Consider the following 26,299-nt stretch of genomic DNA (forward strand, 5'->3'; position numbering starts at 1 on the left):
GGGCCGAATGCCCGCCAGCCTAAGCCTCAGCCCGCGGCCTGGACAGGGGGCGCCTCCGCCGGGAACAACCGCAGCCGGTGCGCCAGCGCCGCCGCCTCTCCCCGCCCCCCTACGCCCAGCTTCGCCAGGATGTTGGAGACGTGGACGCTGGCCGTCTTCGGGGAGATGAACAGCTCCTCGGCTATCTGCCGGTTGCTGCGGCCGACCGCGACCAGGCGGAGCACGTCCCGCTCCCGGTTGGTCAGCCCCAGGGACTCGGCCGGGTCGAGTGCGGCGGGCTCCGGGGCGCGGGTCAGGGCGAGGCGGGCGCGCCGGGCGAGCAGGGCGACCGCCTCGGCGAGCGGCCGGGCACCGAGGTGGTCGGCCACCGCCCCGGCCATCCGCAGCAGCTCGGCGGCCCGCTCACGAGCGTCCTCGTCGCCGCCCGGGGCCAGCAGGGACTCTGCGAGCCGGTGCCGGACCCGGGCCAGGTCGTAAGGGCGGTCCAGGGCCTCGAAGGCGGTCACGGCCTCCGCCCAGGCATCCGGTGCGCCACGGCCCTCGGCGCGCAGCACTTCCGCGCGGACCCAGAAGGCGTACGCCTGCCACACCGGCACGTTCGCGGCGAGTGTCTTCGCGGTGTCGCGGATCCGCTCCAGCATCTCGGCGCGGTCCGGCTCGGCGGCGGGCAGCCCGATCGCGTCGGCCTCGGCGATGGCGGCGGCGAGCAGCAGCGGCCAGCCGTAGCGCTGCGTCCCGGGCGGAAAGCCTCTGGAGAGTGCGGCGGTCAGCGCGGCGCGGGCGTCGGCGATCCGGCCCTCGCCGGCGGCGATCCCGATGGTGACGTGCTCCAGCCTCAGCTCGTGCTGCGGCATGCTGTCGTGCGTGCCCAGGTACGCGCGGGCGGCGGCGAGTTGCCGTCCTGCCTCGGCCAGGTCGCCGCGGGCGAGAGCGAGGTGCGCGTGGATGGTGGCGCGGAAGGCGCGGGGCTTGGCGCTCTGGCCGACGCGCTCGGAGTTGGTTCCGGCCTCGGCGGCCTCCTCCCAGTGGCCCAGGAAGTAGAGGGATTCGCCGAGGTTGCCCCACACCCAGGCCTCGGAGTCCGTCAGCCCCAGCTTCCGGGTGACCTCCAGGCCCTCGCGGAGTACCTCGACGGCCTCCCGGGAGCGGCCGATGCCCTCCAGGTGGGACGGCAGGTTCACATGCAGGCGGCCCCTCACATAGGCCTCGCCCAGGGCGGCCGCCTGCTCCTTGACCTGGTACATCTCCGCGAGCCCGGCGTCGATGTCACCCGCGTCGACCATGAGGCCGCCCAGGGTGAGGCGGGCGTTGAGCTCGATGTCGCGGGCGCCGACCATGCGCGCGTACTCCACGGCACGCTCGGCGGCCGGAAAGGCGTCCGGGCCGGGCTCGTGCAGCATCGACCAGCCGGCGACCGTGGCGAGCACCTCGGCGTGCACCTCGGAGGGCGGCAGCCCCCGAACCAGCTCCTGGGCGGTGGCGAGCTCCTTCCAGCCGTCGCCGCGGCCCGTGTTCTGCACGAGGCGGGAGCGCTGCACCCAGAACCAGGCGGCGCGAAGGGGGTCGGGGTCCTCCTCCAGCAGGCGCAGGGCCCGCTTGGTGATCTTCAGGGCGCGATCCCGCTCCCCGCACAGCCGGCCCGCCACGGCCGCCTCTGCCATCAGGTCGAGGTAGCGCAGGGGTGTGGTCGCCGGGTCGCAGCCGCAGGGAGGGTAGACCTCCGCGTGGTCCACGGGCCGCAGGGCCGCCCGTACGTCCTCGGGGGCGAGGTCCCACAGCTCCATCGCCCGCTCCAGCAGCCGCAGTTGCTCGCAGTGGGCGTGCCGGCAGCGGGCCTCCACCGCGGCGTCGAGGACGGCGGGCAGGGCCTTGGCGGCGTCGTGCGCGTGGTACCAGTAGCTGGCCAGGCGGGTGGCGCGCTGGTCGGCGGGGACGAGGGTGGGGTCGGCCTCCAGGGCCTCGGCGTAGCGCCGGTTGAGACGGGAGCGCTCGCCGGGGAGCAGGTCGTCGCTGACGGCCTCGCGGACCAGGGAGTGGCGGAAGCGGTAGCCGTCGCCGTCGGGGGTGGCGAGGAGGATGTTGGCGCCGACGGCGGCGCGCAGGGCCTCGATGAGGTCGTCCTCGGCGAGTGAGGCGACGGCCGCGAGGAGGCGGTACTCGACGGTGGAGCCGCCCTCGGCGACGGTCCGGGCGACCCGCTGAGCGGTCTCGGGCAGCGCTTCGACCCGGACGAGGAGGAGGTCGCGCAGGGAGTCGGTCAGGCCGGTGCAGCGGCCGTCCTGGGCGGCCACCGCCAGTTCCTCCACGAAGAAGGCGTTGCCGTCGGAGCGCGCGAAGATGTCGTCGACCTGGACGGGGTCGGGGTCGGCGGCGAGGATGCCGGTGATCTGCCGTTCGACCTCGGTGCGGTTGAACCGGCCCAGCTCGATGCGGCGGACGGTGCGCAGGCGGTCGAGTTCGGCGAGGAGGGGGCGCAGCGGGTGGCGGCGGTGGATGTCGTCGGAGCGGTAGGTGGCGACGACGACCAGACGGCCGCTGCGCAGCGTACGCAGGAGGTAGGCGAGCAGGTGGCGGGTGGAGGCGTCCGCCCAGTGCAGGTCCTCCAGGGCGAGGACGACGGTGCGGCGGGCGGCCATCCGCTCCAACAGGCGGGCGGTGAGTTCGAAGAGGCGGGCCATGCCCTCCTCGTCGTCCCGCGGGCCGCGGCGGGCCTCGCCGAGTTCGGGCAGCAGCCGAGCGAGCTCGTCCTCCTGGCCGGCGGCGGCCTCGGCCAGTTCCTCGGGAAGCTGTCGGCGCAGGGCGCGCAGGGCGGCGGAGAACGGCGCGAAGGGCAGCCCGTCGGCGCCGATCTCCACGCAGCCGCCGAGCGCGACGACCGCCTCCCGGCGGGCCGCGGCCGCGGAGAACTCCTCCAGCAGCCGGGTCTTGCCGACGCCCGCCTCGCCCCCGACGAGCAGTGCCTGGGGCTCCCCGGCTCCGGCGCGGGCGAACGCGTCGTGCAGCGCCCCCAACTCCTCACCGCGACCGACGAAAACGGGGCTGACGGACCTGGTCTCCACGCCCCCGAGCATGTCACGAGCCACTGACGGCGCGGCACCGATTATTCGCACCGGTGACGTGGCGGCGGCCGCCCCCGGTGATCGAGGGACGGCCGCTGTGGTCGGTCGGTCGGGGTCGGCGTGCGCCGGCAGTGCGGGGCGCGCGCCGGCGTACCCCCGCGGCCGCGTGTTCACGCCGCGCGGGTGAACATGCTGCGGCCCCGGCGGGGGCTTTGGGAGCGCGCCTGGCGGGCCGCTTCGGCGGGGGACTTGCCGTCACCCCGGGCCGCGCGCGCCAGACGGTAGTTGTCGGCCTCGCGGATCAGTTCGGCCGAACGGATCTTGTGCAGCTCGTACATGAACATTCGCTTCCCCCTGGGGAGTTCAGGTGTGGCATCGCTTACCGCACTGCCTCAACCTTCGTTTCCGAGGGGGGTTCGCCGCATCGGGAAGGTTCCGCATCTTCCGGCCGGACAGAGGCCTTAGATGCGAAGAAGGGGCCTTAGGGACCGGCGAAACGGCCGGAGATGTCCCTAAGCCCCCTTGCGGACCGGGTCCCTCAGCCGGCGGACGGCAGCCCGAGCAGGATGTCCGTGTACTTCAGCACGGCCAGGAGCAGGCCGACGACACCCAGGGCGACACCGCCCCACGCGACCGACTTGATCCACGCCGCCTGCGGCCTTCCGGGCGCCCCGAACGCCGGGCGGGCCAGCACCACGACGCCCACGATCAGCGCGGCCAGCGCGAACAGGCCGCCCCACAGCGCGGTGGCGTGCCAGGCGTCGCCGTAGACCGCCTTGATCTGCTTGGCGACGCTCGCCTGGGACGAGGTCCGCAGCTGGCCGACGAGCTGCTGACGCGCTCCGGCCACGGTGCCGAGCCAGCTGCCGCTGAGCGAGATCAGGCCGAGCGCGGCCGAGACGACCGCCCCGGCGCCCTGGCCGACGCCTGAGGCGCCCTCCGCAGCGGCTTCCTCGGCGGCCACCGTCGCTTCCGTGGCCCCGCCGGCCTCCGTCGCCGCGTCGGCCTCGGTGGCCGCGTCGGCCTCGGTGACCTCCGCCCCGTCCTGGTCGTTCGTCACTTCGGCGCCGCTCACGGCCCCGGCCTCGTCCACTGTCTTGGTTTCCATGCCTCGCACCGTACGGACGCTGTCTGAAAGGTCTCTTAATGCTCGTCTACTGGTGATCGTCGCGGTCGGCGCGCCCGTGTGCCGAGCGCCACTCAGGGGCGAGCACCGACCAGACCTCGATGTCCTGACGCACACCCCGGTGCGGGTACGCCTCGCGGAGCACCCCTTCCCGGGTCATGCCGAGCCGTCGCGCCACATTGATGCTCGGTTCGTTGGCGGACGACGCGTACCACTCCACACGGTGCATGCCGCGCTCGTCAAACGCCCAGTCGACGAGCACCCGCGCCCCACGGGTGACAAGACCCCGGCCGGCGGCCGCGGGCTCCAGCCAGCAACCGAGCTCGCAGCTGCCGGCCGCGGCGTCGAAGACGCGGAAGAGAAGTCCGCCGACCAGCTTGCGCTCCAGCCACAGGCCGTGCAGGAAGCCGCTGTCGGCGGCGCGCTTGCCGGCGTAGGACGTGAGGATCTCCCGGGCGGAGCCGACGTCGGTGGCGTCCTCCCCGAACCGGATGTGCCGGGTGATGAACTCCCGCCCGCGGTCGAGGTGCGCGAGGAACTCCTCGGCGTGCCACGGCTCCAGGGGCCGCAGCTCGGCTCCGTCGTCACCCAGGGATATCGCGTACATCCTGCTCCTGCTCCTTCAGCAGCACGTCGACCAGGGCGTCCTCCTCCGGACGCCGCCCCGGAATCGTCGCACGGCACTCCGGCGGTTCGATGCTGATCCGCGGCAGCCGGCGTTCCAGCCAGGGGGGCAGCCACCAGTTGGCGGCGCCGAGGAGGTGCATCAGGGCGGGGACGAGCAGGGTGCGCAGGACGAAGGCGTCCAGGGCGACGGCGGAGGCGAGGGCGATACCGAACATGGCGATCACCCGGTCGCCGCCGAGCACGAAGGACAGGAAGACGGAGATCATGATGACGGCGGCCGAGTTGATCACCCGGCTGGTCTCGGCGAGTCCGATGCGTACGGCACGGCGGTTGTCGCCGGTCTCCAGCCACTCCTCGTAGATGCGGCTGACCAGGAACACCTGGTAGTCCATGGACAGTCCGAAGAGCACCGAGACCATGATCACGGGGAGGAAGGGCTCGATCGGACCGGCGCTGCCGAGGCCCAGCAGCTCGCTCCCCCAGCCCCACTGGAAGATCGCGACGACGACTCCGAAGGCGGCGGCGACGGCGGCGAGGTTCATCGCGGCGGCCTTCAGCGGGATGGCGAAGGACCGGAAGGCCAGCAGGAGCAGGACACAGCCCAGGCCGATCACCACGCTCACGAACAGCGGCAGCTTGCCGACGATCACGCTCGCGAAGTCGTCGTAGCCGGCCGTCACCCCGCCCACGTACAGATCGAGGCCGGTGCCCTTCTCGGCGCGCGGCAGCACGTCGGAGCGCAGCCGCTGCACCAGATCGCTGGTCTGCTGGGACTGCGGGGCGGAGTCGGGTACGACGGTGAGGTACGCCGTGGTGCCGCTGCCGTTGTACGTCACCGGCGTCACGGCGGCGACGCCCCTGGTGGCGGCCAGTGTGGAGTCGAGATTGTCGAGGACGAGCCTGTCCTCGGCACCGCCGACCTTGCCGACCAGGGTCAGCGGGCCGTTGACGCCGGGCCCGAAGCCCTCAGCAAGGAGGTCGTACGCCTGCCGGGTGGTCGACGACTTCGGGTCGTTGCCCTGGTCGGAGGTGCCCAGGTGGAGGGAGAGCGTGGGCAGCGCGAGCAGGGCCATGACGGCCAGGGCGACGGCGCCGAGCTTCTTCGGGTGCCGTTCCACGAACGCGGACCAGCGGGCGGACAGCCCGGTCGGCAGCTCGGGCTCGGGCCCGTGCTCGTAGAGCCTGCGCCGCTCGCGCCTGCTGAGGGCGCGCGGGCCGATGAAGGACAGCAGGGCGGGCAGCAGGGTCACGGAGGCCGCGACGGTGAGCAGCACGGTCAGGCAGGCGGCGACCGCGACGCCGTTGAGGAAGCCGAGCCGGAGGATCAGCATGCCCAGCAGCGCGATGCAGACGGTGGCGCCCGCGAAGACGACGGCCCGGCCGGTGGTGTGCACGGCGTTCACGGCGGCCTCGGTCACCGGGACGCCGCGTTTGAGGCTGCGACGGTGCCTGGTGACGATGAACAGCGCGTAGTCGATGCCGACGCCGAGCCCGATCAGCAGGCCGAGCATGGGCGCGAAGTCGGCGACGGTCATCGCGTGCCCGAGCAGTTCGATACCGAAGTTGGCGGTGCCCACGCCGATCAGCGCGGTGGCGATGGGCAGCAGGGAGGCGGCGAGGGAGCCGAAGGCCAGGAAGAGGACCACGGCGGCGACGGCCACGCCGACGGCCTCGGCGAGGTGCCCGCTCCGAACCTCGGTGAGCGAGACGGCGCTGCCGCCGAGTTCCACCTGGAGCCCGCGGGTCTCGGCGGCCTTGGCGGTGCTGACGACGGCCTGGGCCTCGCCCTTCGTGATGTCCTGGGCCTCGTGGGCGAAGGTCACCGTGGCGTACGCGGTGTGGCCGTCGCGGCTGATGGCGTCGCCGCGGTCGCCCTCGTAGGGGTTGCTGACGGAGGCGACGCCGTGCAGGTCCGCGATGCGGTCCAGGGTGCGGGTCATCGTCTGCTGGACGTCGGTGTCGCGCACACTGCCGCCGGAGGTGTGCCAGACGACGGTGTCGCTGTCGCCGCCGAGCTGCGGGAAGTCCTTCTGGATCAACCGGTAGGCGCGGTCGGACTCGGTACCGGGGGCGCCGTAGTTGTTCGAGTACGCGGAGCCCGTGACGGCTGCCGCCGTGGTGACGCCGGCGAAGGCGATCAGCCACAGCAGAACGGTGAGAAGGCGATGGCGGACACACCAACGTGCAAGGGCTGCCACGGATCGTGCTCCCTGGGGGTGTTTCGTGGATCTTTGCCCGGGGACAGCCGCTGATGGAACTGAACATCCCGCAAAGAACTCATGAGCAATCCCCCATACTTTCGCAGCCGGAAAAGATCGTTTGTCACTTTCGTGGGGTTACTCACAGGAATGGGACCCACGTCACAGGACAATCCCTGCAACTCTGTCGCCCCATAAGGTTTTGGTAAGCGAACGAAGGGGCAGCACACCGGGTTCGGTGTGCTGCCCCTCGGGAGCGTTCCGCGCTGTCCGTCAGCCGCGATGTCCGTCAGCTCTCGCCGACGCCCAGCTTCTGAAGGATCAGCTCCTTGACGCGAGCGGCGTCGGCCTGGCCGCGGGTGGCCTTCATGACGGCACCGACCAGAGCGCCGACCGCGGCCACCTTGCCGCCGCGGATCTTGTCCGCGACGGCCGGGTTTCCGGCGATGGCCTCGTCGACGGCGGCGGTCAGGGCGCCCTCGTCGGAGACGACCTGCAGACCGCGCTTCTCGACGACCTCGTCCGGGGTGCCCTCGCCCGCGAGGACGCCCTCGATGACCTGGCGCGCCAGCTTGTCGTTGAGGTCGCCCGACTCCACGAGCTTGGTCACGCGCGCGACCTGCTCAGGGGTGATGGGCAGTTCGTCCAGGGGCTTGCCGGACTCGTTGGCGTTGCGGGCCAGCTCGCCCATCCACCACTTGCGCGCGGCGGCCGCGTCGGCGCCCGCGTCGATGGTGGTGACGATCAGGTCCAGCGCGCCGGCGTTGAGGATCGCCTGCATGTCGGTCGCCGAGACGTCCCACTCCTCGCGCAGCCGGTTGCGGCGCACCAGCGGCAGCTCGGGCAGTGAGGCGCGCAGTTCCTCGACCCATTCGCGCGGCGGCGCGACGGGCACCAGGTCCGGCTCGGGGAAGTACCGGTAGTCCTCGGCCTCCTCCTTGGTGCGGCCCGAGGTGGTCGTGCCGGTGTCCTCGTGGAAGTGGCGGGTCTCCTGAGTCACCGTGCCGCCGCTGCGCAGCACGGCGGCGTGGCGCTGGATCTCGTAGCGGCAGGCGCGCTCGACGGACCGCAGCGAGTTGACGTTCTTGGTCTCGCTGCGGGTGCCGAACTTCTCGGAGCCCTTCGGCATCAGCGACAGGTTCACGTCACAGCGCATCTGGCCCATCTCCATGCGGGCCTCGGACACGCCGAGCGCCCGGATGAGCTCGCGCAGCTCACGGACGTATGCCTTCGCCACCTCGGGCGCGCGCTCGCCGGCGCCGACGATCGGCTTGGTGACGATCTCGATGAGCGGGATGCCGGCGCGGTTGTAGTCCAGCAGGGAGTGGGACGCGCCGTGGATACGGCCGGTGGCGCCGCCGACGTGCGTCGACTTGCCGGTGTCCTCCTCCATGTGGGCGCGCTCGATCTCCACGCGGAAGGTGGTGCCGTCCTCCAGCTGGACGTCGAGATAGCCGTTGAAGGCGATCGGCTCGTCGTACTGGGAGGTCTGGAAGTTCTTCGGCATGTCCGGATAGAAGTAGTTCTTCCGGGCGAAGCGGCACCACTCGGCGATCTCGCAGTTCAGCGCGAGACCGATCCTGATCGCGGACTCCACGCCGGTCGCGTTGACGACCGGGAGGGAGCCGGGCAGGCCGAGGCAGGTGGGGCAGGTCTGGGTGTTCGGCTCGGCGCCGAGCGCCGTGGAACAGCCGCAGAACATCTTGGTCCTGGTGCCGAGTTCGACATGGACCTCGAGGCCCATGACGGGGTCGTACGACGCCAGAGCGTCCTCGTACGACACCAGGTCGGTCATGGTGGTCACGGTGAAACTTCCCTCTCAGCCCAGCAGGACGTCGTCGTCGCCCAGCCGCTTGAGCTCGCGGACGAGGATGGCGAGTCCGGTGACGATGGCGGCGGCGGACACGGCGGCGTCGATCAGGCGCAGCGTGTCGTGCTCCGTACGGGCCTTCTTGGCCTGCTTCAGGACACTGACCGCGCCGAACGCGGTGGTGGCCATGGACAGGTACGTACCGGACTTGGACTTCTTGAAGCCCTTGGCCTTGGACAGTGCCTTGCTCACAGCGACGGAGCCTCCTCGAGAAGCGGGTGCCCCCACTTTTCCACGAAGGCGGCCTCGACGGCGGCGCCGACCTTGTAGAGGCGGTCGTCCTTCATCGCCGGGGCGATGATCTGCAGGCCCACCGGGAGGTTGTCCTCCGGGGCGAGACCGCAGGGCAGCGACATGGCGGCGTTGCCGGCCAGGTTGACCGGGATGGTGCACAGGTCCGCGAGGTACATCGCCATCGGGTCGTCGGCGCGCTCGCCGATCGGGAAGGCGGTGGTGGGCGTGGTGGGCGACACGATCACGTCCACCTTCTCGAACGACTGCTCGAAGTCGCGGGTGATGAGCGTGCGGACCTTCTGGGCGGAGCCGTAGTACGCGTCGTAGTAGCCGCTCGACAGGGCGTACGTGCCCAGCATGATGCGGCGCTTGACCTCGGGGCCGAAGCCCTCCGCACGGGTCAGCGAGGTGACCTCCTCGGCGGAGTGCGTGCCGTCGTCGCCGGAACGCAGGCCGTAGCGCAGGCCGTCGAAGCGGGCGAGGTTGCTGGAACACTCGCTCGGCGCGATCAGGTAGTAGGCCGCCAGCGCCAGGTCGAAGGACGGGCAGTCCAGCTCGACGATCTCGGCGCCGAGCTCCTTCAGGAGCGCGACGGACTCGTCGAAGCGCTGCAGGACACCCGCCTGGTAGCCCTCGCCGCGGAACTGCCGGACGACACCGACGCGCATGCCCGCCACGGAGCCGCTCAGGGCGGCCTCGACGACCGGCGGGACCGGGGCGTCGACGGAGGTGGAGTCCAGCGGGTCGTGGCCGGCGATCACCTCGTGCAGCAGGGCCGCGTCCAGGACCGTACGGGCACAGGGGCCGCCCTGGTCGAGGGAGCTGGAGAAGGCGACCATGCCGTAGCGGGAGACACCGCCGTAGGTCGGCTTGACGCCGACCGTGCCGGTGACGGCCGCGGGCTGGCGGATGGAGCCGCCGGTGTCGGTGCCGATGGCGAGGGGCGCCTGGAAGGAGGCGAGCGCGGCGCTCGAGCCACCGCCGGAACCGCCGGGGATGCGGGTGAGGTCCCACGGGTTCCCCGTCGGCCCGAACGCGCTGTTCTCGGTGGAGGACCCCATGGCGAACTCGTCCATGTTGGTCTTGCCGAGGATGACGACGTCCGCTTCCTTGAGCCTCTTGGTGAGGGTGGCGTCGTACGGCGGGATCCAGCCCTCGAGGATCTTGGAGCCGACGGTGGTCGGGATGCCCTCGGTGGTGAAGATGTCCTTCAGCGCGAGCGGTACACCGGCGAGCGGGCCGAGCTTCTCGCCGCGCTCCCGCTTCTCGTCGACGGCTCGGGCCTGGGCGAGCGCGCCCTCGCGGTCGACGTGCAGGAAGGCGTGCACCTTCTCGTCGACGGCCTCGATCCGGGCGAGGTGGGCCTCGGTGACCTCCACCGCGGTCAGCTCGCCGGAGGCGATCTTCGCGGCGGTCTCGGCGGCGGTGAGCCTGATGATGCTGTTCTTGTCCGTCATGGCGGGCTACTCCTCCCCCAGGATCTGCGGCACCTTGAAACGCTGCTGCTCCTGGGCCGGGGCGCCGGACAGCGCCTGCTCGGGGGTGAGCGACGGACGGACCTCGTCCTGGCGCATGACGTTCGTCAGCGGCAGCGGGTGAGAGGTCGGCGGTACGTCTTGGTCGGCGACCTCGCTGACGCGGGCGACCGCGCCGATGATGTCGTCGAGCTGGCCTGCGAAGTGGTCGAGCTCTTCGGGCTTCAGCTCCAGACGCGCCAGCCGGGCGAGGTGGGCGACCTCCTCGCGCGTGATGCCAGGCATGCAGCGATCCTCTGGGGTGAGTGTGTGTGCTTTGGCCCAATCCTATGGGGCGGGGGCCGGTCGCCGTGAAACGGTTTGCCGGGCCGGCCCCCAGCCTCGGCGCCCGGGAAGGGCGCCCACCCCTCAGTCTCGGCGTGCTTCCCAGGCGTCGCTGCGCAGGAAGTGGTTGTCATAGAGGTCCTGCACCTCCAGCAGACTCTCCGGGGTGGCCTCGCCGAGGGCGATGCGCCGCAGATGACGGAAGTACTCGAAGCGCTCGACGCCCGGGGTGAGGACGATGAGCAGGTCGGCGTCCGCACCCCGTACGGCGGCGAAGGCGTGCGGCCTGCCGGGCGGGACGATGACGAGGTCGCCGGGTCCGGCAGTGAGGACCTCCTCCCCGGAGAGGATGTCGGCGGCACCGTCGAGCAGGAAGAACATCTCGGCGGAGCGGTCGTGCCAGTGGGGCTTGGCGCCGTCGGCGCCGCACTTGAGTGTGACGCGCTGGGTGGACAGGGCACCTCCGGTCGCGCTGCTGTCCGCGAGCAGACGGATGGTGGAAGGCGCGCGGCCGACGACTTCGGCCTCGGCCTCGCGAACGATCACGGGCTCCTCGAACTTCGGCACGAACAGCGACATCGGTGGCCCCCTGGTGTCGGTATCGGCGTGATCAGACGGCGAAGAGCAGGCCGGCACTGATCAGTACAACGACTGCGGTGGCGAAGTGGATCCCGAAGGCCGCGGACTTCTTGCCGCCGTGGCGCAGGACTGTCAGCGTGTCGACGAGCGGGGCTGGTCACGCTGATGCGCGGCGGACGCCTGCCGGCCGAGGCCCATGAACGCCGGCTGGCCCTGCTGGTCGGGCACTTCTGGGCGGGGATCAGCTGATCACGGCCCCCGTCGGGTCGGCCGAGCCACCCGGCACCGTCCGCGGCTCACACCAGCCCAGCCACCCGGCACCGTCCGCGGCTCACGTCAGCCCAGCCACCCGGCACCGTCCGCGGCTCACGTCAGCCCAGCCGCCCGGGATCGTCCGCGGTGGCCGCGGGCAGCGCGGCCCTGGGGCGCTGCCACCCCCGCACTCCACGGGCCCGCAGCCACGTCGTCGTCTCCTCCGCCGGCATCGCCGCCGCGACCAGCCACCCCTGCACCGCGTCGCAGCCCAGGTCCCGCAGCCGCTCCCATGTCTCGTCGTCCTCGACACCCTCCGCGACGACGAGCAGGCCCAGGGAGTGCGCGAGGTCCACCGTGCAGCGCACGATCGCGGCGTCCTCCGCGTCCACCGCGAGCCGCGCCACGAACGACCTGTCGATCTTCAGCTCGCTCACCGGCAGCCGGCGCAGATGCACGAGCGAGGAGTAGCCCGTGCCGAAGTCGTCCAGCGACATCTTCACCCCGTGCCCGGCCAGCCCCGCCAGGGTGTCCGCGGCCCGCTGGGGTTCCTCCAGGAGCACATGCTCGGTGATCTCCAGCTGGAGCGCCCCCGCCGGGACCCCGTGCCGCGCCAGGCGTGCCGCGACCGCCCCCGCGAACCCCGGCGTGTGGACGTCCCGCGGCGAGACGTTGACCGCGACCGGCACCCGAAGCCCCTGCGCCCGCCACCGCGCCACCTGCTCGAGCGCCGTCTCCAGCACGTACTCCGTCAGGTGCGGCATCAGCCCGGAGGACTCCGCGATCGCGATGAACTCGTCCGGCGGCACCTTCCCGCGCTCGGGATGCACCCAGCGCACGAGCGCCTCGAGCCCGGCGACCTGCCCGTCGAACCGCACCTTCGGCTGGTAGTGCAACTGCACCTCGTGGGCGTCCAGCGCGCGCCGCAGATCCCCCAGCAGCCCGAGGCGGTCGGGTGTGTTCGAGTCCCGCTTGGACTCGTACACCTCCACCCCCGTGCGGTCCCGCTTCGCCTGGTACATCGCGACGTCCGCCCGTCGCAGCAGCCCTTCCGCGTCCAGCGCGTGATCGGGGAAGACGGCGACCCCGGCGCTGGCCTCCAGGACGAGCGTGAGCCCGTCGAGGTCGAGCGGGGAGCCGAGTGCGGCGACCAGGTTGCGGGCCGCCCTCGACGCGGACGTCGTGGAGTCCGCGACCGGTAGTAACACCGCGAACTCGTCGCCGCCGAGTCGCGCGGCCTCGGCCCCGCGCGGCAGCGCCAGCCGCAGCCGCTCGGCTATCTGCAGCAGCAGCCGGTCGCCGGCGAGATGGCCGAGCGTGTCGTTCACGGACCGGAAGCGGTCGAGGTCGATCAGCATCAGGGCGGCCCGTGCCCCGATCCGCCCGGCGTCGTCGAGGGCCGCCCAGGTGCGCTCCAGCAGCCACTGCCGGTTGGGCAGCCCGGTGAGCCGGTCGCGCAGCTGCTCCTCGGCACGGGCCCGGGCTATCCACAGGGTGGAGTCCAGGGCGATGAGCGGAACGGCGAACAGCGGCAGCAGGACCGGCACCGCGTCGGCCACGACACAGACCAGTGGGGCGATGCCGAGCAGCGCGACGGCGACGAGTCCCTGGCGGACCAGGGCGGTGCGGGCGACCGTGGGCAGCCCGCCGGTGCGCGGCGCGTGCAGACACCACAGCAGCAGCCGGGTCACGGCGAGGTAGGCGGTGACGACGAGGGCGACCTGCGGGGCGGCGGAGACGGTCCAGGTGTCCGGGTTCCAGGGCGTCTCCACGGTCGGGACGCGCCCGAAGGCGGCCAGGACGAGGGCTGCGGCGCCGATGCCGAGGAGGTCGACCGCGCCGTGCAGGACGCCCTGCCGCCAGCGGCCCGGCCGCGCTGCGCCGACCAGGACGACGACGGTGAGACTGACCATCCCGGCGGGCACCCAGCCGTACAGCAGCAGGACGGCCAGGGTGAGGGCGGCGCCCGAGCCCGTGCCGCCCCACCAGCGGGAGCGGCCGAGCATGACCAGGTGGCCGACGATGATGCCGGTGAGCAGGGCCAGGGACCAGCCCACGGCACCGGACGGGAACAGCGCGTGGTGCTCGCCGAACGCGCGGTAGAAGCCGGCGCCGAGGACCAGCCCGGCGGCCGCGACGACCACCGTGGGCAGCGCGGGCCACGACATGTGCCGCTCGCGGTCCTGGCCGGGCAGCCCGGAGGACCGCCCGCCGGCGAACGCGCCGGTGCCCGGCTGCAGGGCCGGCAGCGGGGTGGTGCCCGGGGTGCTCCCCGCCGGGACCGCGGCGCCGGGGCCGGAAGGCGCCCCCGGCAGGGCCCGTGGCGCGGCACGCGGGCCGCCCGTGCCGGCGTGTCCGGACGGCCGTACGATCCGGCGCCCCGCCCGCCAGGCGCCGGACACCCGGCGCAGGCGCAGCCGTGAGTCCGGGGCGGCGCTCTTGGTCGGTTCCATTCCCGTCCCTCTCACAGCCGGTGCCCTCGCCACGCGGCCCGATTGCCCGACGAACCGTCAACGGCACCGCGACTGAAAACCCACCACGCGTCCGGGCACGGCAGGCGCACAACTCAACAGTAGGCCGCAGAAGGCTTTCACGGGCAGCGGTCGCCGACGGTTGCCCGAATGCGCCCCGGCCACCCGTATGCATCTGGTATGCGCCGAACGGGTGAGCTTCAACCGCTACTCCCCGGTCGGAAGGGCGACTTCCGCGGCTGCTTCCGGTCCGCGTTCCAACAGGACGGCGAAACCGTCCTCGTCCAGCACGGGCACCTTCAGCTGCACGGCCTTGTCGTACTTCGACCCGGGATTCTCGCCCACCACCACGAACGCCGTCTTCTTGGAGACGGAACCGGTCACTTTCGCGCCACGGCTCTGCAACGCCTCCTTGGCGCCGTCCCGTGTGTACTGCCCGAGCGTTCCGGTGACGACCACCGTGAGCCCCTCCAGCGGACGCGGCCCCTCGTCCTCACCGGAGCCCTCCTCCTCCATCCGGACGCCCGCGGCCTTCCACTTGCGGAGGATGTCGCGGTGCCAGTCCTCGGCGAACCACTGCTTGAGGGAGGCGGCGATGATGGGCCCGACCCCGTCGGTGGCGGCCAGCTCCTCCTCGCTCGCCTGGTCGATGCGGTCGATCGACCGGAACTCGCGGGCCAGCGCCTCGGCGGCCACCGGCCCGACGTGACGGATGGACAGGCCGGTGAGGATGCGGGCGAGCGGGCGCTGCCTGGCCGCCGCGATGTTCTCCAGCATCGCGAGCGCGTTCTTCTTCGGCTCGCCCTGCTGGTTGGCGAAGACCGTGACGATCTTCTCCTCGCCGGTCTTGGGGTCACGCTTGGGCAGACCGCTGTCCTGGTCGAGGACGTACGCCTTGATGGGCAGCAACTGCTCGACGGAGAGGTCGAACAGGTCGCCCTCGTCCTTCAGCGGAGGCTCGGCCGGCTCCAGGGGCCGGGTGAGCGCGGCGGCGGCCACGTACCCGAAGTGCTCGATGTCCAGCGCCTTGCGGCCCGCCAGGTAGAAAAGACGCTCGCGCAACTGAGCCGGGCAGGAGCGTGCGTTCGGGCAGCGGAGGTCGACGTCGCCCTCCTTCATGGGCCGCAGCGGTGTGCCGCACTCGGGGCACTCGGACGGCATCACGAACTCCCGCTCGGTGCCGTCACGCAGGTCGACGACCGGGCCGAGGATCTCCGGGATGACGTCACCGGCCTTGCGCAGCACCACCGTGTCGCCGATGAGCACGCCCTTGGCCTTGACCACGTCCTGGTTGTGCAGGGTGGCGAACTCCACCTCCGAGCCGGCCACCGTGACCGGCTCGACCTGGGCGTACGGCGTGACGCGGCCCGTACGGCCCACACCCACGCGGATGTTGACGAGCTTGGTGTTGACCTCCTCCGGCGCGTACTTGTACGCGATCGCCCAGCGCGGGGCGCGGGAGGTGGAGCCGAGGCGGCCCTGGAGCGGGATCTCGTCGAGCTTGACGACGACTCCGTCGATCTCGTGCTCCACGGAGTGGCGGTTCTCTCCGAAGTAGGCGATGAACCGCCGCACGCCGTCGAGGTCGTCGACCACCTTGTTGTGCCGGGCGGTGGGCAGGCCCCAGGACTTCAGCAGGTCGTACGCCTCGGAGAGGCGGGTGAGGCCGTCCCTGGAGCCCTTCAGCGCGCCGATGCCGTGGACCACCATGTGCAGCGGGCGGGTGGCCGTGACGCGCGGGTCCTTCTGGCGCAGGGAACCCGCCGCCGCGTTGCGCGGGTTGGCGAAGGGCTTGTCGCCGCCCGCCACCAGGCGGGCGTTGAGCTCCTCGAACTTCTCCATCGGGAAGTAGACCTCGCCGCGGATCTCCACGAGGTCGGGGACGTGGTCGCCGTCGAGGCGGTCCGGGATCTCCGCGATCGTACGGACGTTCGGAGTGATGTCCTCGCCGGTGCGGCCGTCGCCGCGGGTCGCCGCGCGCGTGAGGCGGCCGTGCTCGTACGTCAGATTGACCGCGAGACCGTCGACCTTCAGCTCGCACAGGAAGTGGTACGCGGAGGTGCCGACCTCCTTGGCGACGCGGTCGGCCCAGGCGGCGAGCTCGTCGTCGTCGAACGCGTTGTCCAGGGAGAGCATGCGTTCGCGGTGCTGGACGGCCGTGAACTCCGTCTCGTACGCCCCCGCGACCTTCTGGGTGGGCGAGTCGGGGGTGCGCAGCTCGGGATACTGCTCCTCCAGTGCCTCGAGCGAGCGCAGGAGCCGGTCGAACTCCGCGTCGCTGATGACGGGAGCGTCCTTCACGTAGTACCGGAAGCGGTGCTCCTCGATCTGCTCGGCGAGCTGCGCGTGCTGCTCCCGGGCCTCGGCGGGCACCGTCGTCTCCGCTTGCTTGTCGCCGGCCACCGTGTCGTCCTCCCGTTACTCTGGGTCGTCCGCGAGGGATCTCGCCGCCCGGACGCAGTGCGCGAGCGCCTTGCGCGCGTAGTCCGCGGAGGCGCCCGCGAGCCCACACGTCGGCGTGACCGTGACCGCGTCCGCGAGAAGCCCCGGACTCAGCCCCAGCCTGCGCCACAGCGTCCTGACACCCATGACGCTACCGGCAGGGTCTGACAATGGGCCGTCCGCGGACGGCACGACCCCGGCGAACAGCCGTGTACCCCCTTCCACGGCCTCCCCGATCACCTCGTCGTCACGCTCGGTGAGCAGCGAGAAGTCGAAGGAGACCGCGGCGGCGCGAGCGCGGCGCAGCAGGGCGAACGGGACGTCCGGAGCGCAGGAGTGCACCACGACCGGGCCGTCCGCGTGCACGCCGATCACGTCACGCAGCGTGGCCTCGACGATCTGCCGGTCCACGGCCCGGTGGGTGCGGTAGCCGCTCGCGGTCCCCACCTGCCCGCGCAGGACCGCGGTGAGGGACGGCTCGTCGAGCTGGAGGACGAGCCGGGCGCCGGGGACGCGGCGCCGCACCTCGTCGAGATGGAGCCGAAGGCCCTCGGCGAGCGAGCCGGCGAGGTCGCGGCAGGCGCCGAGGTCGGACAGTGCCGCCTCGCCGTTCTTCAGCTCCAACGCGGCGGCGAGCGTCCACGGGCCGACCGCCTGCACCTTCAGCGGTCCCTCGTAGCCCTGCGTGAACTCCTCCAGAGCGTCGAGGTCCTCCCCGAGCCAGGAACGGGCCCGCCGGGTGTCCCTCCCCGGCCGGTCCCCGAACCGCCAGCCGCTGGGCTCCACGCGCGCGTACAGGTCGACGAGCATCCCGGCGGTCCGCCCGACCATGTCCGCGCCGGGCCCCCGCGCCGGCAGCTCGGCCAGGAACGGAAAGTCCTCGAAGCTCCCGGTGACGGTCCTCGCCGCCTCCCGGGCGTCCCCACCGGGCATGGACCCGACGCCGGTGGCGGCACCAAAGGTGAACTGGCTGTCTTCACTCACCCCGGCAGCCTATGCAACCGCGCGGCGCGCTCACCGCCCCGGCCGCACCGTCAGGTCGTTGACCTCCGCGTCCCCCGGCAGGTCCAGGCACATCAGGACCGTCGTCGCCACCGACTCGGGGTCGATCCACCGCGAGGGGTCGTACTGCTTGCCCTCCTGCTGGTGGACCTTGGCCTGCATCGGGCTCGCCGTGCGGCCGGGGTAGACCGAGGTGACCCGGACGCCGTTTCCGTGCTCCTCCGCGCGCAGGGAGTCCGCGAGGGCCTTCAGGCCGTGCTTGGAGGCCGCGTACGCCGACCACTCCGCGTGGGCTGTCAGGCCCGCCCCGGAGTTCACGAACACCACGTGGCCGCGTGCGGCGCGCAGCTGGGGCAGGAGGAGGCGGGTCAGCTCGGCGGGCGCGACCAGGTTGACGTTCAGCTGGTGGTGCCAGGACTTCGGGGTCAGCTCGCCCACCCGGCCCAGGTCGACCACGCCCGCGATGTGCAGCACGGAGTCCACCCGGTCCGGCAGGCTCTGGTGCGAGAGGGCCCAGGACAGCCTGTCCGGCTCCGCGAGGTCCCCCACCAGGGTCTCGGCCCCGGGGAACTGCGCCGCCAGTTCCTTCGCCCGCCCCGCGTCGCGCGCGTGCAGCACGAGCTCGTCCCCGCGCGCGTGCAGACGGCGGGCCACGGCCGCGCCGATGCCGGAGCCCGCACCGGTGATCACATGAGTAGCCATGCCCGCCATGCTCGCACCACCGCGCTACCGGATACCGAGCGACTCCTCGAGGTACGCCAGCGCCCCGACCGGCTCCTCGGCGAAGAACACCAGGTCCATGAGGGGCCTCGGCAGGAAACCCTCGTCCTCCATGCGCCGGAACTGCTCCTTCAGGCCGTCGTAGAAGCCCGCGGTGTTCAGCAGGACCACCGGTTTGTCGGTGTGCCCGTGCTTCTTCAGCTCCAGGATCTCGGTCGCCTCGTCCAGCGTCCCGGTCCCGCCGACCATGATCACGACACCGTCGGCCTTCTCCAGCAGCAGTTTCTTCCGCTCGGCGAGGTCCCTGGCGACCACCATCTCGTCGACGCCCGCCCTCGCCTTGTGCGAGAGGAACTCCACGGAGACACCCACCAGCCGCCCGCCTGCCTCGTGGACCCCGTCCGCGACCACCTTCATCAGTCCGACGTCGGAGCCGCCCCACACCAGGCTGTGCCCGCCCTTGCCGAGCAGTCCGGCGAACTCCCGGGCGGGGCGCGTGTAGGTCTCGGAGAGGTCGGCGGCGGAGAGGAAGACGCAGATGTTCATGCCGACCACCGTACGCGGGAAGAACCGGGACGCCGTGAGCGCTTTCCCGGTATGGCCGAAGGACACACGATCACCATCGAGCAGGGCGACCGGCACGTGCGCGTGGTGCACGACGGACAGGTCCTGGCGGAGAGCGACCGCGCCCTCGAACTGCGCGAGACCGGCTGTCCCGTGCGGTACTACATCCCCGTCGAGGACGTCCGCACGGACCTCCTGTCCCCCTCCGGCACCCGTACGGTCTGCCCCTTCAAGGGAACGGCGTCGTACTGGTCGCTGCCGGGCGCGCCGGACCTCGTCTGGGCGTATCCGGACCCCGAACCGGACGTCGCCCGGATCAAGGACCACCTCTGCTTCTACGAAGTGGAGGTGTCGTGACCGACCGGCGGCGTGGTCTGCGGCAGTCTCACAGTCATGGACAAGCAGACCATCTCGCGCGACGGCACCCCCATCGCCTACGAACGCACCGGTGAGGGCCCGGCGGTCGTCCTCGTGAGCGGTGCGATGTCCACGGGCGCCACGATGGCGCCCCTGGCCGCGCGCCTCTCGGACCGCTTCAGCGTCATCGTGTACGACCGCCGGGGCCGCGGCGCGAGCGGCGACACGACCCCGTACGCGGTGGACCGCGAGGTCGAGGACCTGGCGGCGCTCGTCGAGGCCGCCGGTGGCGAGGCGTCGCTGTACGGCGTCTCCTCGGGCGGCGCGCTCGTGCTGCGGGCGGCCGCCGACGGACTGCCGGTGTGTCAGGCCGCCGTGTACGAGGTGCCGTTCGCGGACTACGGTCAGGGCGGCGCCGAGGAGCGCGCGCAGTACACGCGGAGTCTGGCCGAGGCGCTCGCGGCCGGGCGCTCCGGGGACGCGGTGGAGCTGTTCCTGAGGCTCACGGGCCTGGCCGAGGCGGTGATCGCGACCGCCCGCCAGTCCCCCATGTGGGCGGACATGGAGGCGATCGCACACACCCTCGCCTACGACGACGCCGTGATGGGCGACGGCCTTCTGCCCCGGGACCGGCTGGCCTCGATCACGGTCCCGGTCCTGGCCGTCGCGGGCGACGCGAGCCCCGAGTGGCTGCGCAGGGCGGCCGAGGCGATCGCCGAGGCGGCGCCCCGAGGCACACACCGCACGCTGCGGGACCAGACCCACATGGTGGACCCCGAGGTGCTCGCGCCGGTGCTGGCGGGGTTCTTCGGCCGGTAGCCGCCGGTGTACGCCGCGGCTACGCGACCGCGGTGGTCGCCCGGACCGTGGACGCGATCGTCGCCGAACCCACCACGCGGGTGCCGTCGTACAGGACGATGGCCTGGCCGGGGGCCACGCCGCGGACCGGCTCGGTGAAGCGGACCCGCAGTTCGCCGTCGGCCGGTTCCGCCGTCACCTCGGTCTCGCCGCCGTGGGCGCGGAGCTGGGCGGTGTAGGTGCCGGGGCCGGCCGGGGCCGTGCCGCACCAGCGGGGCTTGACGGCGGTCAGGGCGGCGACGTCCAGGGCGGACGCGGGGCCGACGGTGACCGTGTTCGTCACCGGGGAGATGTCCAGGACGTAGCGCGGCTTGCCGTCCGGGGCCGGGGTGCCGATCCTGAGGCCCTTGCGCTGGCCGATCGTGAAGCCGTACGCGCCGTCGTGCGTGCCCAGCCTGGCGCCGGACTCGTCGACGATGTCGCCCTCCGCCCTGCCGAGCCGGCGGGCCAGGAAGCCCTGGGTGTCGCCGTCGGCGATGAAGCAGATGTCGTGCGAGTCCGGCTTCTTGGCGACCGCGAGGCCGCGGCGCTCGGCCTCCGCCCGGATCTCGTCCTTGGTGGTGAGCGTGTCGCCGAGCGGGAACATGGCGTGCGCGAGCTGCTTGTCGTCGAGCACGCCGAGGACGTACGACTGGTCCTTCGCCATGTCGGAGGCGCGGTGCAGCTCGCGGGTGCCGTCGGGCAGGGTCACGATCTTCGCGTAGTGGCCGGTGCAGACCGCGTCGAAGCCCAGCGCCAGCGCCTTGTCGAGCAGCGCCGCGAACTTGATCTTCTCGTTGCAGCGCAGGCACGGGTTCGGGGTGCGTCCGGCCTCGTACTCGGCGACGAAGTCCTCGACGACGTCCTCGCGGAACCTCTCGGCGAGGTCCCAGACGTAGAAGGGGATGCCGATGACGTCCGCGGCGCGGCGGGCGTCGCGCGAGTCCTCGATGGTGCAACAGCCGCGCGCGCCCGTGCGGAAGGACTGCGGGTTCGCGGACAGCGCGAGGTGGACGCCGGTCACGTCGTGGCCCGCCTCGGCGGCGCGGGCGGCGGCGACGGCGGAGTCGACCCCGCCGGACATGGCGGCGAGGACGCGGAGGGGGCGCTGCGGGGTGTCAGTCATAGCCCTTCAAGGGTACGGGGCCGCGGGAACCGGTGCCGGGGAGTATCCGTTGACGATCACAGCGGGGATCACATGGGGGATCGCATGACGGACAGGGACGGCGATCGGCGGCTCGGGCGGCGGGCGCTGGTCCTCGGCGGCACGGCGGCCGCCGTGGGCACGGCCGTGCTGGCGCGGCGGGAACTGGCACACCTGTGGGGGCGGCTGCCCGGTGTCGAGAAGCCGCGGGTGGAGGGCGCGGTCGACTTCTTGGGCGCCCGGTGGGTGGCCGCCTCGCCGGCGAACCTGCGGCGCGCGGACCGGCCGGACGACTACGCCATAGACCGGGTGGTCGTCCATGTCACCCAGGGCGGCTACCGCAGCACGGTGAAGGCGTTCCAGGACCCCGGGCACGGTGCGGCGGCGCACTACGTAGTGCGCCGGGACGGCCGCGTCACGCAGATGGTCCGCGAGCTGGACGTGGCGTTCCACGCCGGCAACCGGGAGTACAACGAGCGCAGCGTCGGCATCGAGCACGAGGGCTTCGTGGAGCAGGCGTCGTCCTTCACCGACGCGATGTACGCGACGTCGGCACGGCTCACGGCCGCGGTCTGCGGGCGGTACGGGATACCCGTCGACCGTGAGCACATCATCGGGCACGTCCAGGTGCCGGGGACGGACCACACGGATCCGGGGCCGCACTGGGACTGGGAGCGGTACATGGGGCTCGTACGGCGTCGGCGGACGGCGCGGGCCCGGTAGGGCTCCAAGGATCCGGGTCAGGTCAGCCCCGCGGAGCGGGCACGCTCCACCGCCGGGCCGATCGCCTTCGCGACCGCCTCCACGTCGGCCTCCGTGGACGTGTGTCCGAACGAGAAGCGCAGGGTGCCGCGGGCCAGGTCCGGGTCGGCGCCGGTGGCGAGCAGGACATGGCTCGGCTGGGCCACCCCTGCGGTGCAGGCGGAGCCCGTGGAGCACTCGATGCCCTGGGCGTCCAGCAGCAGGAGCAGGGAGTCGCCCTCGCAGCCGGGGAAGGTGAAGTGGGCGTTGGCCGGGAGCCGGTCCACCGGGTCGCCGCCCAGGATCGCGTCCGGGACCGCCTTGCGGACCTGCTCGATCAGGTCGTCGCGCAGGGCACCGATCTCGCGGGCGAACCACTCGCGCTGCTCGGCGGCGAGCCGTCCGGCGACCGCGAAGGAGGCGACGGCGGGTACGTCCAGGGTGCCGGAGCGCACATGGCGTTCCTGGCCGCCGCCGTGCAGTACCGGGACGGGGCTGTACTGGCGGCCGAGGACCAGCGCGCCGATGCCGTACGGGCCGCCGATCTTGTGGCCCGAGACCGCCATCGCGGCGAGGCCCGAGGCTTCGAAGTCGACGGGGACCTGGCCGAAGGCCTGGACGGCGTCGGCATGCAGGGGGACGTCGAACTCGCCTGCGACCTGGGCCAGTTCGCGGACCGGCATGACGGTGCCGATCTCGTTGTTGGCCCACATCACGGTGGCGAGGGCCACGTTGTCGGGGTCGCGGGCGATGGCCTCGCGCAGGACCTCGGGGTGGACACGGCCGTAGGAGTCGACGGGCAGGTACTCGACGGTGGCGCCCTCGTGTTCGCCGAGCCAGTGGAGGGCGTCCAGGACGGCGTGGTGTTCCACGGGGCTCGCGAGGATCCGGGTGCGGGCCGCGTCAGCGGCGCGGCGGGCCCAGAACAGGCCCTTCACGGCGAGGTTGTCGGCCTCGGTGCCGCCGGAGGTGAAAACCACCTCGCTGGGGCGGGCGCCGAGGGCCTCTGCGAGGGTCTCGCGGGCCTCTTCGACGGTTCGCCTGGCGCGGCGGCCCGATGCGTGCAGCGAGGAGGCGTTGCCCGTGACGCCGAGGTGCGCGGTCAGTGCCTCTACCGCCTCGGGGAGCATCGGGGTGGTCGCGGCGTGGTCGAGGTATGCCATGGTGCGGCCAATTCTAGGCCCCGCCGTTTTCCCGGGCCGGTGCGGCCGGGCCTCGCCGCAGCCGGCGTCGCGGTCGCGGTGGTCAGAAGCTCCAGGACACCGTGTGGTCCAGTTGCATGAACGTCACCAGCAGCAGCAGGTCCGCCACGCCCAGGCCGAGGCCGAGCAGAGCGCGGCCCCGGCGGGTGGTGCCGCGCCACAGGGCCGCCGCGGCCAGAACGATGGCGATCGGGCCCAGCACGACGTTCAGGACGAGCAGGCCGAGCAGGCCGAGGACGAAGGACGCCACGGCCATGCCGTTCGCGTCGCGCGTCCCGACGCGGCCGGCCCGAGCGGCGGTGTCCGCGCCGCGTGCGGTGGTTGCCTTGGTTCGTGCGGCGGTGAGTTGCATGACGGTCAGCTCCCGGGAGTCGAAGGGCGTACGGCGGTTCAGTGGGCCGACGTGTGGCGGCGCCCGTGCCGCTCACGGACCGCGAAGACCACGAGCCAGACGGCGATGACGGCCGCGGCGACGAGGGTGAAGGAGAGCGGGGCGTGGGCCACGGTGCCCAGGACGGTGCCCAGCAGCAGGAGTGCGGCGACGAGGAACAGCATGGGACGAGATCCCCCTCCGGGATGTCTCTCGTGACGATTCGGTGAACGGTTGTAGTTACAGTTGTTCACTGACTTCCCAGTCTAGCGCGTCCCATGGCTTTGCAATTCCAGAGAACAGTTGTTAACTGCATGGCATGAGTCACACCCTCGGCCTCCGGCAGGTCCAGAAGCAGAAGACCCGGCAGGCGCTGCTGGACGCGGCGCTCGGCCTGCTGGAGGAGCAGAGTCTGAGCAGCCTGGGCCTGCGCGAGGTCACCCGCGCGGTCGGCGTCGCCCCGACCGCCTTCTACCGGCACTTCCGGTCGACCGCGGATCTCGGTGTGGAGCTGGTCGAGCAGGCCCTCGGCAGCCTCCACCCGATGATCGGGTCCACCGTCTCCCCGACCGGAGACAGCGACGAACGCATCGAGCGGGCCGTCGGCCTGATCGCCCGTCATGTGGACGCGTACCCCGCACACGTACGGTTCATCGCTCGTGAACGGCACGGCGGTGTCCAGCCGGTGCGCGAGGCGATACGCCGTCAGCTCGCCCGGTTCGCCGAGGAGGTCAAGGTCGCGCTGGCGGAGCACCCCGAGTCGACGGGGTGGAGCGAGGAGGACCTGCTGATGCTCGCCGGCCTGTACGTCGACCAGATGCTGGTGACGGCTTCCCAGTTCCTGGAGGCCATGGAGGGCGGCGCCGACGAGCGGGAGAGGGTGGCCCGGCTCGCCACGCAGCGGATGCGGCTGATCAGCATCGGCCGCGTCCACTGGAAGGAGTGACGACGCGACGCCGATCGCGCGCGACGACCACGGGCGGCGCGTCCGTCTCCCGAGCGCGACGACCGCGCGCCGGCCCGTCCGCACCGCAGGCCGACGGGGCCAGGGGCGAGAGCACCGGCACAGCCACCACGGGAACGAGACGCGCACGCTTCATGACCTGTGCATGCGCTGCGGGGTTCAGCGCTCGCGCCCGTACAGTTCCATGACGGAGGCCGCCGCCCGCGCCAGTTCCTCGCGGGCCTCGGGCGGTGCGAGGACCTCCAACCGGTCGGCGAAGACCAGCAGTTGGCGCACCTCCAGGACGAACCCGTACGACAGCCGGGCGGTCACCCAGGGGCTCTCACCGTCGTCCTCCGGCAGGGCGACCAGCGCCGAGGCGGCCAGCCGCTGGAACATGTCCAGAGAGTCCCGCCGTACCCGGACCGTCACCTCGAAGCCGTCCGGCCGCTCCTCGGCCGGCTGGACGCGGCGGTACGCGTGCCGTGGGGGGAGACGCCGGGGCGCAACGCGCTGTCCGGGTACGTGATGGAGTGCGTGGCCCACACCTGGGATCTCTGGCAGGCCCTGGGCCGGCCCGGCGAGCTGGACCCCGAACTGGCTCGGTTCGCGCTCGCGGTGGCCCGGCTCGTCCTTCCGGACGCGGAACGGGGCGACGATCTGCCGTTCGCGTCGGCGGTTCCGGTCCCCGAGGAGGCGGACGCCTACGTGCGCCTGGCGGCGTGGCTCGGCCGTCGGCCGCTCGACGCGTAGCACGGCGGGTGCGGCGGGGACGGGGATCGCCCCGCCGCCCTCACCCGCTCCACCCCCAGGAGCTCCGCGCCCGCGGTCAGCCCAGCCTGACCCGTGCCAGCTGGCGGGACTGGGCGACCAGGCGGTCGTCGGCGTCCCAGACCTCCGCGTCCTCCTCCAGGAAGCCGCCGGCGAGGTTGCGTGTGGTGATCGATACGCGCAGCGGGCCGGGGGCCGGGCGGGACCGTACGTGTGCCGTCAGCTCGACCGTCGGCACCCAGCCGGAGATTCCCAGCTCGAAGGCGGTGGGCGGCAGTGCGTCCACCGTGAGCAGCAGGGACAGGGGGTCGGCGTCCCGGCCGTCGGCGAGGCCGAACCAGGCCCGCATCTCACCCCTCCCGGACGGCGCGCCGAGCGCCCAGCCCAGGGTCGCGGGATCCAGCTTGAGCATCAGCCGTTCGGTGATGGCCGAGCTGCCGGGGATCGGCGCCGGAGCGTCCTGCGGGCCGAAGCACTGCTCCAGGGGCGGCATGGCGGGCGGCCGCGCGCTCGTACGGACGTCGTCGGGGAGGGAGTCCAGGTCGCCGTACGAGGCGAGGACGCGGATGCGCTCCACCTCGCGGCCCTCGTCGTCGTACTGGAAGAGGGACGCCTGGCCCGTGGAGAGCGTGCGGCCGGTCCGTACCGGCTCCGTGCGCACGACGGCCGGGCCCGGCTGGGACGCCGTCAGGTAGTGCGCCGAGATCGTGAACGGGTCCCGGTGCGGCAGGGCGTCGGCCAGGGCGCGGCCCAGGACGGCCAGCAGATAGCCGCCGTTGACGGCGCTGATGATCGTCCAGCCGTCGGAGAGGTCGATGTCGTAGACGCCGGGTTCCCGTCGGGCGACCGCGGTGTCGCGGTCGAACTCGCTGTCGCCGATCGTGGCCCGCGCGGCCGGTGCTGTCACTGCTTCTGGCATGCCAGAACGGTACAACAGGAAATTACTAAGCAGTAGCTTTGAGTCTGTGGATTCATGGCGCGACGCCGGGCC

General features: G+C 72.3%; 26 protein-coding genes and 2 pseudogenes. 6 read left to right on the plus strand and 22 right to left on the minus strand.

Annotation, left to right across the window (positions count from 1 at the left end):
* Positions 1 to 26 precede the first annotated feature (26 nt).
* The 11 genes and pseudogenes from AC5WS8_RS31030 to AC5WS8_RS31080 all read right to left on the minus strand — a co-directional run.
* Positions 27 to 3,071: a helix-turn-helix transcriptional regulator gene (locus AC5WS8_RS31030; protein ID WP_496106823.1), complete on the minus strand. Its 3,045-nt coding sequence runs from the start codon at positions 3,069 to 3,071 to the stop codon at positions 27 to 29.
* Positions 3,072 to 3,229: 158 nt separating this feature from the next.
* Positions 3,230 to 3,397 carry a hypothetical protein gene (locus tag AC5WS8_RS31035; RefSeq protein WP_496106824.1) on the minus strand — a complete coding sequence of 56 codons (168 nt, stop codon included), beginning with the start codon at positions 3,395 to 3,397 and terminating at the stop codon, positions 3,230 to 3,232.
* A 200-nt stretch (positions 3,398 to 3,597) separates the two neighbouring features.
* On the minus strand, positions 3,598 to 4,167 hold the full coding sequence (locus AC5WS8_RS31040) for a hypothetical protein (protein ID WP_496106825.1): 570 nt from the start codon (positions 4,165 to 4,167) through the stop codon (positions 3,598 to 3,600).
* Between the two features lie 46 nt (positions 4,168 to 4,213).
* Entirely contained in the window at positions 4,214 to 4,792 is a 579-nt protein-coding gene (locus AC5WS8_RS31045; protein WP_496106826.1) for a GNAT family N-acetyltransferase, read from the minus strand.
* Complete coding sequence (locus AC5WS8_RS31050) at positions 4,770 to 7,010, minus strand: MMPL family transporter (RefSeq protein WP_496106827.1); 2,241 nt, start codon at positions 7,008 to 7,010, stop codon at positions 4,770 to 4,772. Before AC5WS8_RS31050 ends, AC5WS8_RS31045 begins: the two co-directional genes overlap by 23 nt.
* Positions 7,011 to 7,299: 289 nt before the next feature.
* Complete coding sequence (gatB, locus tag AC5WS8_RS31055) at positions 7,300 to 8,814, minus strand: Asp-tRNA(Asn)/Glu-tRNA(Gln) amidotransferase subunit GatB (protein WP_496106828.1); 1,515 nt, start codon at positions 8,812 to 8,814, stop codon at positions 7,300 to 7,302.
* Positions 8,815 to 8,829: 15 nt separating this feature from the next.
* A complete protein-coding gene (locus tag AC5WS8_RS31060) occupies positions 8,830 to 9,072 on the minus strand; it encodes a hypothetical protein (RefSeq protein WP_496106829.1) in 243 nt (80 codons plus the stop codon).
* Complete coding sequence (gene gatA, locus AC5WS8_RS31065; protein WP_496106830.1) at positions 9,069 to 10,571, minus strand: Asp-tRNA(Asn)/Glu-tRNA(Gln) amidotransferase subunit GatA; 1,503 nt, start codon at positions 10,569 to 10,571, stop codon at positions 9,069 to 9,071. Before gatA ends, AC5WS8_RS31060 begins: the two co-directional genes overlap by 4 nt.
* Positions 10,572 to 10,577: 6 nt before the next feature.
* Positions 10,578 to 10,874, minus strand: a complete 297-nt coding sequence (gene gatC / locus AC5WS8_RS31070) for an Asp-tRNA(Asn)/Glu-tRNA(Gln) amidotransferase subunit GatC (RefSeq protein WP_359193738.1) — start codon at positions 10,872 to 10,874, stop codon at positions 10,578 to 10,580.
* Between the two features lie 123 nt (positions 10,875 to 10,997).
* Positions 10,998 to 11,492, minus strand: coding sequence for a cupin domain-containing protein (locus tag AC5WS8_RS31075; protein ID WP_496106831.1), 495 nt, complete (start codon positions 11,490 to 11,492; stop codon positions 10,998 to 11,000).
* 31 nt (positions 11,493 to 11,523) lie between these two features.
* Positions 11,524 to 11,643, minus strand: a pseudogene (locus AC5WS8_RS31080) (DUF4267 domain-containing protein); the annotation flags it as partial.
* Between AC5WS8_RS31080 and AC5WS8_RS31085 the strand changes: the two are divergent.
* Positions 11,643 to 11,741: pseudogene (locus AC5WS8_RS31085) on the plus strand (TetR family transcriptional regulator); the annotation flags it as partial. The pseudogenes AC5WS8_RS31080 and AC5WS8_RS31085 sit on opposite strands and share 1 nt — an antisense overlap.
* Positions 11,742 to 11,863: 122 nt before the next feature.
* Here AC5WS8_RS31085 and AC5WS8_RS31090 read toward each other — a convergent pair.
* From AC5WS8_RS31090 to AC5WS8_RS31110, 5 genes are all read right to left on the minus strand, one after another.
* Positions 11,864 to 14,197, minus strand: coding sequence for a putative bifunctional diguanylate cyclase/phosphodiesterase (locus tag AC5WS8_RS31090; protein ID WP_496106832.1), 2,334 nt, complete (start codon positions 14,195 to 14,197; stop codon positions 11,864 to 11,866).
* A 225-nt stretch (positions 14,198 to 14,422) separates the two neighbouring features.
* Positions 14,423 to 16,618, minus strand: a complete 2,196-nt coding sequence (gene ligA, locus AC5WS8_RS31095) for an NAD-dependent DNA ligase LigA (RefSeq protein ID WP_496106833.1) — start codon at positions 16,616 to 16,618, stop codon at positions 14,423 to 14,425.
* A gap of 15 nt (positions 16,619 to 16,633) precedes the next feature.
* Positions 16,634 to 17,641 carry a methionine synthase gene (locus tag AC5WS8_RS31100; protein ID WP_496106834.1) on the minus strand — a complete coding sequence of 336 codons (1,008 nt, stop codon included), beginning with the start codon at positions 17,639 to 17,641 and terminating at the stop codon, positions 16,634 to 16,636.
* Positions 17,642 to 17,671: 30 nt separating this feature from the next.
* Positions 17,672 to 18,370 (minus strand): SDR family oxidoreductase, encoded by a 699-nt coding sequence (locus AC5WS8_RS31105; protein WP_496106835.1) that lies wholly within the window; start codon positions 18,368 to 18,370, stop codon positions 17,672 to 17,674.
* A 15-nt stretch (positions 18,371 to 18,385) separates the two neighbouring features.
* Complete coding sequence (locus AC5WS8_RS31110; protein WP_496106836.1) at positions 18,386 to 18,925, minus strand: LOG family protein; 540 nt, start codon at positions 18,923 to 18,925, stop codon at positions 18,386 to 18,388.
* A 51-nt stretch (positions 18,926 to 18,976) separates the two neighbouring features.
* Here AC5WS8_RS31110 and AC5WS8_RS31115 point away from each other — a divergent pair, with 51 nt between their 5' ends.
* Both AC5WS8_RS31115 and AC5WS8_RS31120 read left to right on the plus strand, forming a co-directional pair.
* Entirely contained in the window at positions 18,977 to 19,300 is a 324-nt protein-coding gene (locus tag AC5WS8_RS31115; protein ID WP_496106837.1) for a DUF427 domain-containing protein, read from the plus strand.
* A gap of 36 nt (positions 19,301 to 19,336) precedes the next feature.
* The gene (locus tag AC5WS8_RS31120; protein WP_496106838.1) at positions 19,337 to 20,119 is read left to right on the plus strand and encodes an alpha/beta fold hydrolase; all 783 of its coding nucleotides are present in this window, start codon (positions 19,337 to 19,339) and stop codon (positions 20,117 to 20,119) included.
* Between the two features lie 19 nt (positions 20,120 to 20,138).
* On the opposite strand, the gene mnmA is transcribed toward AC5WS8_RS31120, so the two are convergent.
* On the minus strand, positions 20,139 to 21,263 hold the full coding sequence (gene mnmA / locus AC5WS8_RS31125) for a tRNA 2-thiouridine(34) synthase MnmA (protein ID WP_496106839.1): 1,125 nt from the start codon (positions 21,261 to 21,263) through the stop codon (positions 20,139 to 20,141).
* A gap of 84 nt (positions 21,264 to 21,347) precedes the next feature.
* Between mnmA and AC5WS8_RS31130 the strand changes: the two genes are divergently transcribed.
* The gene (locus tag AC5WS8_RS31130) at positions 21,348 to 22,004 is read left to right on the plus strand and encodes an N-acetylmuramoyl-L-alanine amidase (protein WP_496106840.1); all 657 of its coding nucleotides are present in this window, start codon (positions 21,348 to 21,350) and stop codon (positions 22,002 to 22,004) included.
* A 17-nt stretch (positions 22,005 to 22,021) separates the two neighbouring features.
* Here AC5WS8_RS31130 and AC5WS8_RS31135 read toward each other — a convergent pair whose 3' ends face one another.
* The 3 genes from AC5WS8_RS31135 to AC5WS8_RS31145 all read right to left on the minus strand — a co-directional run bounded on the left by AC5WS8_RS31135 (position 22,022) and on the right by AC5WS8_RS31145 (position 23,779).
* Entirely contained in the window at positions 22,022 to 23,185 is a 1,164-nt protein-coding gene (locus AC5WS8_RS31135; protein WP_496106841.1) for a cysteine desulfurase family protein, read from the minus strand.
* 82 nt (positions 23,186 to 23,267) lie between these two features.
* Complete coding sequence (locus AC5WS8_RS31140; RefSeq protein ID WP_496106889.1) at positions 23,268 to 23,480, minus strand: DUF4190 domain-containing protein; 213 nt, start codon at positions 23,478 to 23,480, stop codon at positions 23,268 to 23,270.
* A gap of 134 nt (positions 23,481 to 23,614) precedes the next feature.
* The gene (locus tag AC5WS8_RS31145) at positions 23,615 to 23,779 is read right to left on the minus strand and encodes a hypothetical protein (protein ID WP_496106842.1); all 165 of its coding nucleotides are present in this window, start codon (positions 23,777 to 23,779) and stop codon (positions 23,615 to 23,617) included.
* A 134-nt stretch (positions 23,780 to 23,913) separates the two neighbouring features.
* On the opposite strand from AC5WS8_RS31145, the gene AC5WS8_RS31150 reads away from it, so the two are divergent.
* A complete protein-coding gene (locus AC5WS8_RS31150) occupies positions 23,914 to 24,540 on the plus strand; it encodes a TetR family transcriptional regulator (RefSeq protein ID WP_496106843.1) in 627 nt (208 codons plus the stop codon).
* A 177-nt stretch (positions 24,541 to 24,717) separates the two neighbouring features.
* On the opposite strand, the gene AC5WS8_RS31155 is transcribed toward AC5WS8_RS31150, so the two are convergent.
* Positions 24,718 to 25,083 carry a WCX domain-containing protein gene (locus tag AC5WS8_RS31155; RefSeq protein WP_496106890.1) on the minus strand — a complete coding sequence of 122 codons (366 nt, stop codon included), beginning with the start codon at positions 25,081 to 25,083 and terminating at the stop codon, positions 24,718 to 24,720.
* On the opposite strand from AC5WS8_RS31155, the gene AC5WS8_RS31160 reads away from it, so the two are divergent.
* Positions 25,000 to 25,290: a TIGR03086 family metal-binding protein gene (locus tag AC5WS8_RS31160; RefSeq protein WP_496106891.1), complete on the plus strand. Its 291-nt coding sequence runs from the start codon at positions 25,000 to 25,002 to the stop codon at positions 25,288 to 25,290. The genes AC5WS8_RS31155 and AC5WS8_RS31160 overlap by 84 nt on opposite strands.
* A gap of 76 nt (positions 25,291 to 25,366) precedes the next feature.
* Here the strand turns inward: AC5WS8_RS31160 and AC5WS8_RS31165 are convergent, their stop codons facing one another.
* Positions 25,367 to 26,227, minus strand: a complete 861-nt coding sequence (locus AC5WS8_RS31165) for a thioesterase family protein (protein WP_496106844.1) — start codon at positions 26,225 to 26,227, stop codon at positions 25,367 to 25,369.
* Positions 26,228 to 26,299: the final 72 nt, after the last annotated feature.

It is taken from the genome of Streptomyces sp. PTL18 (genome assembly GCF_059510295.1).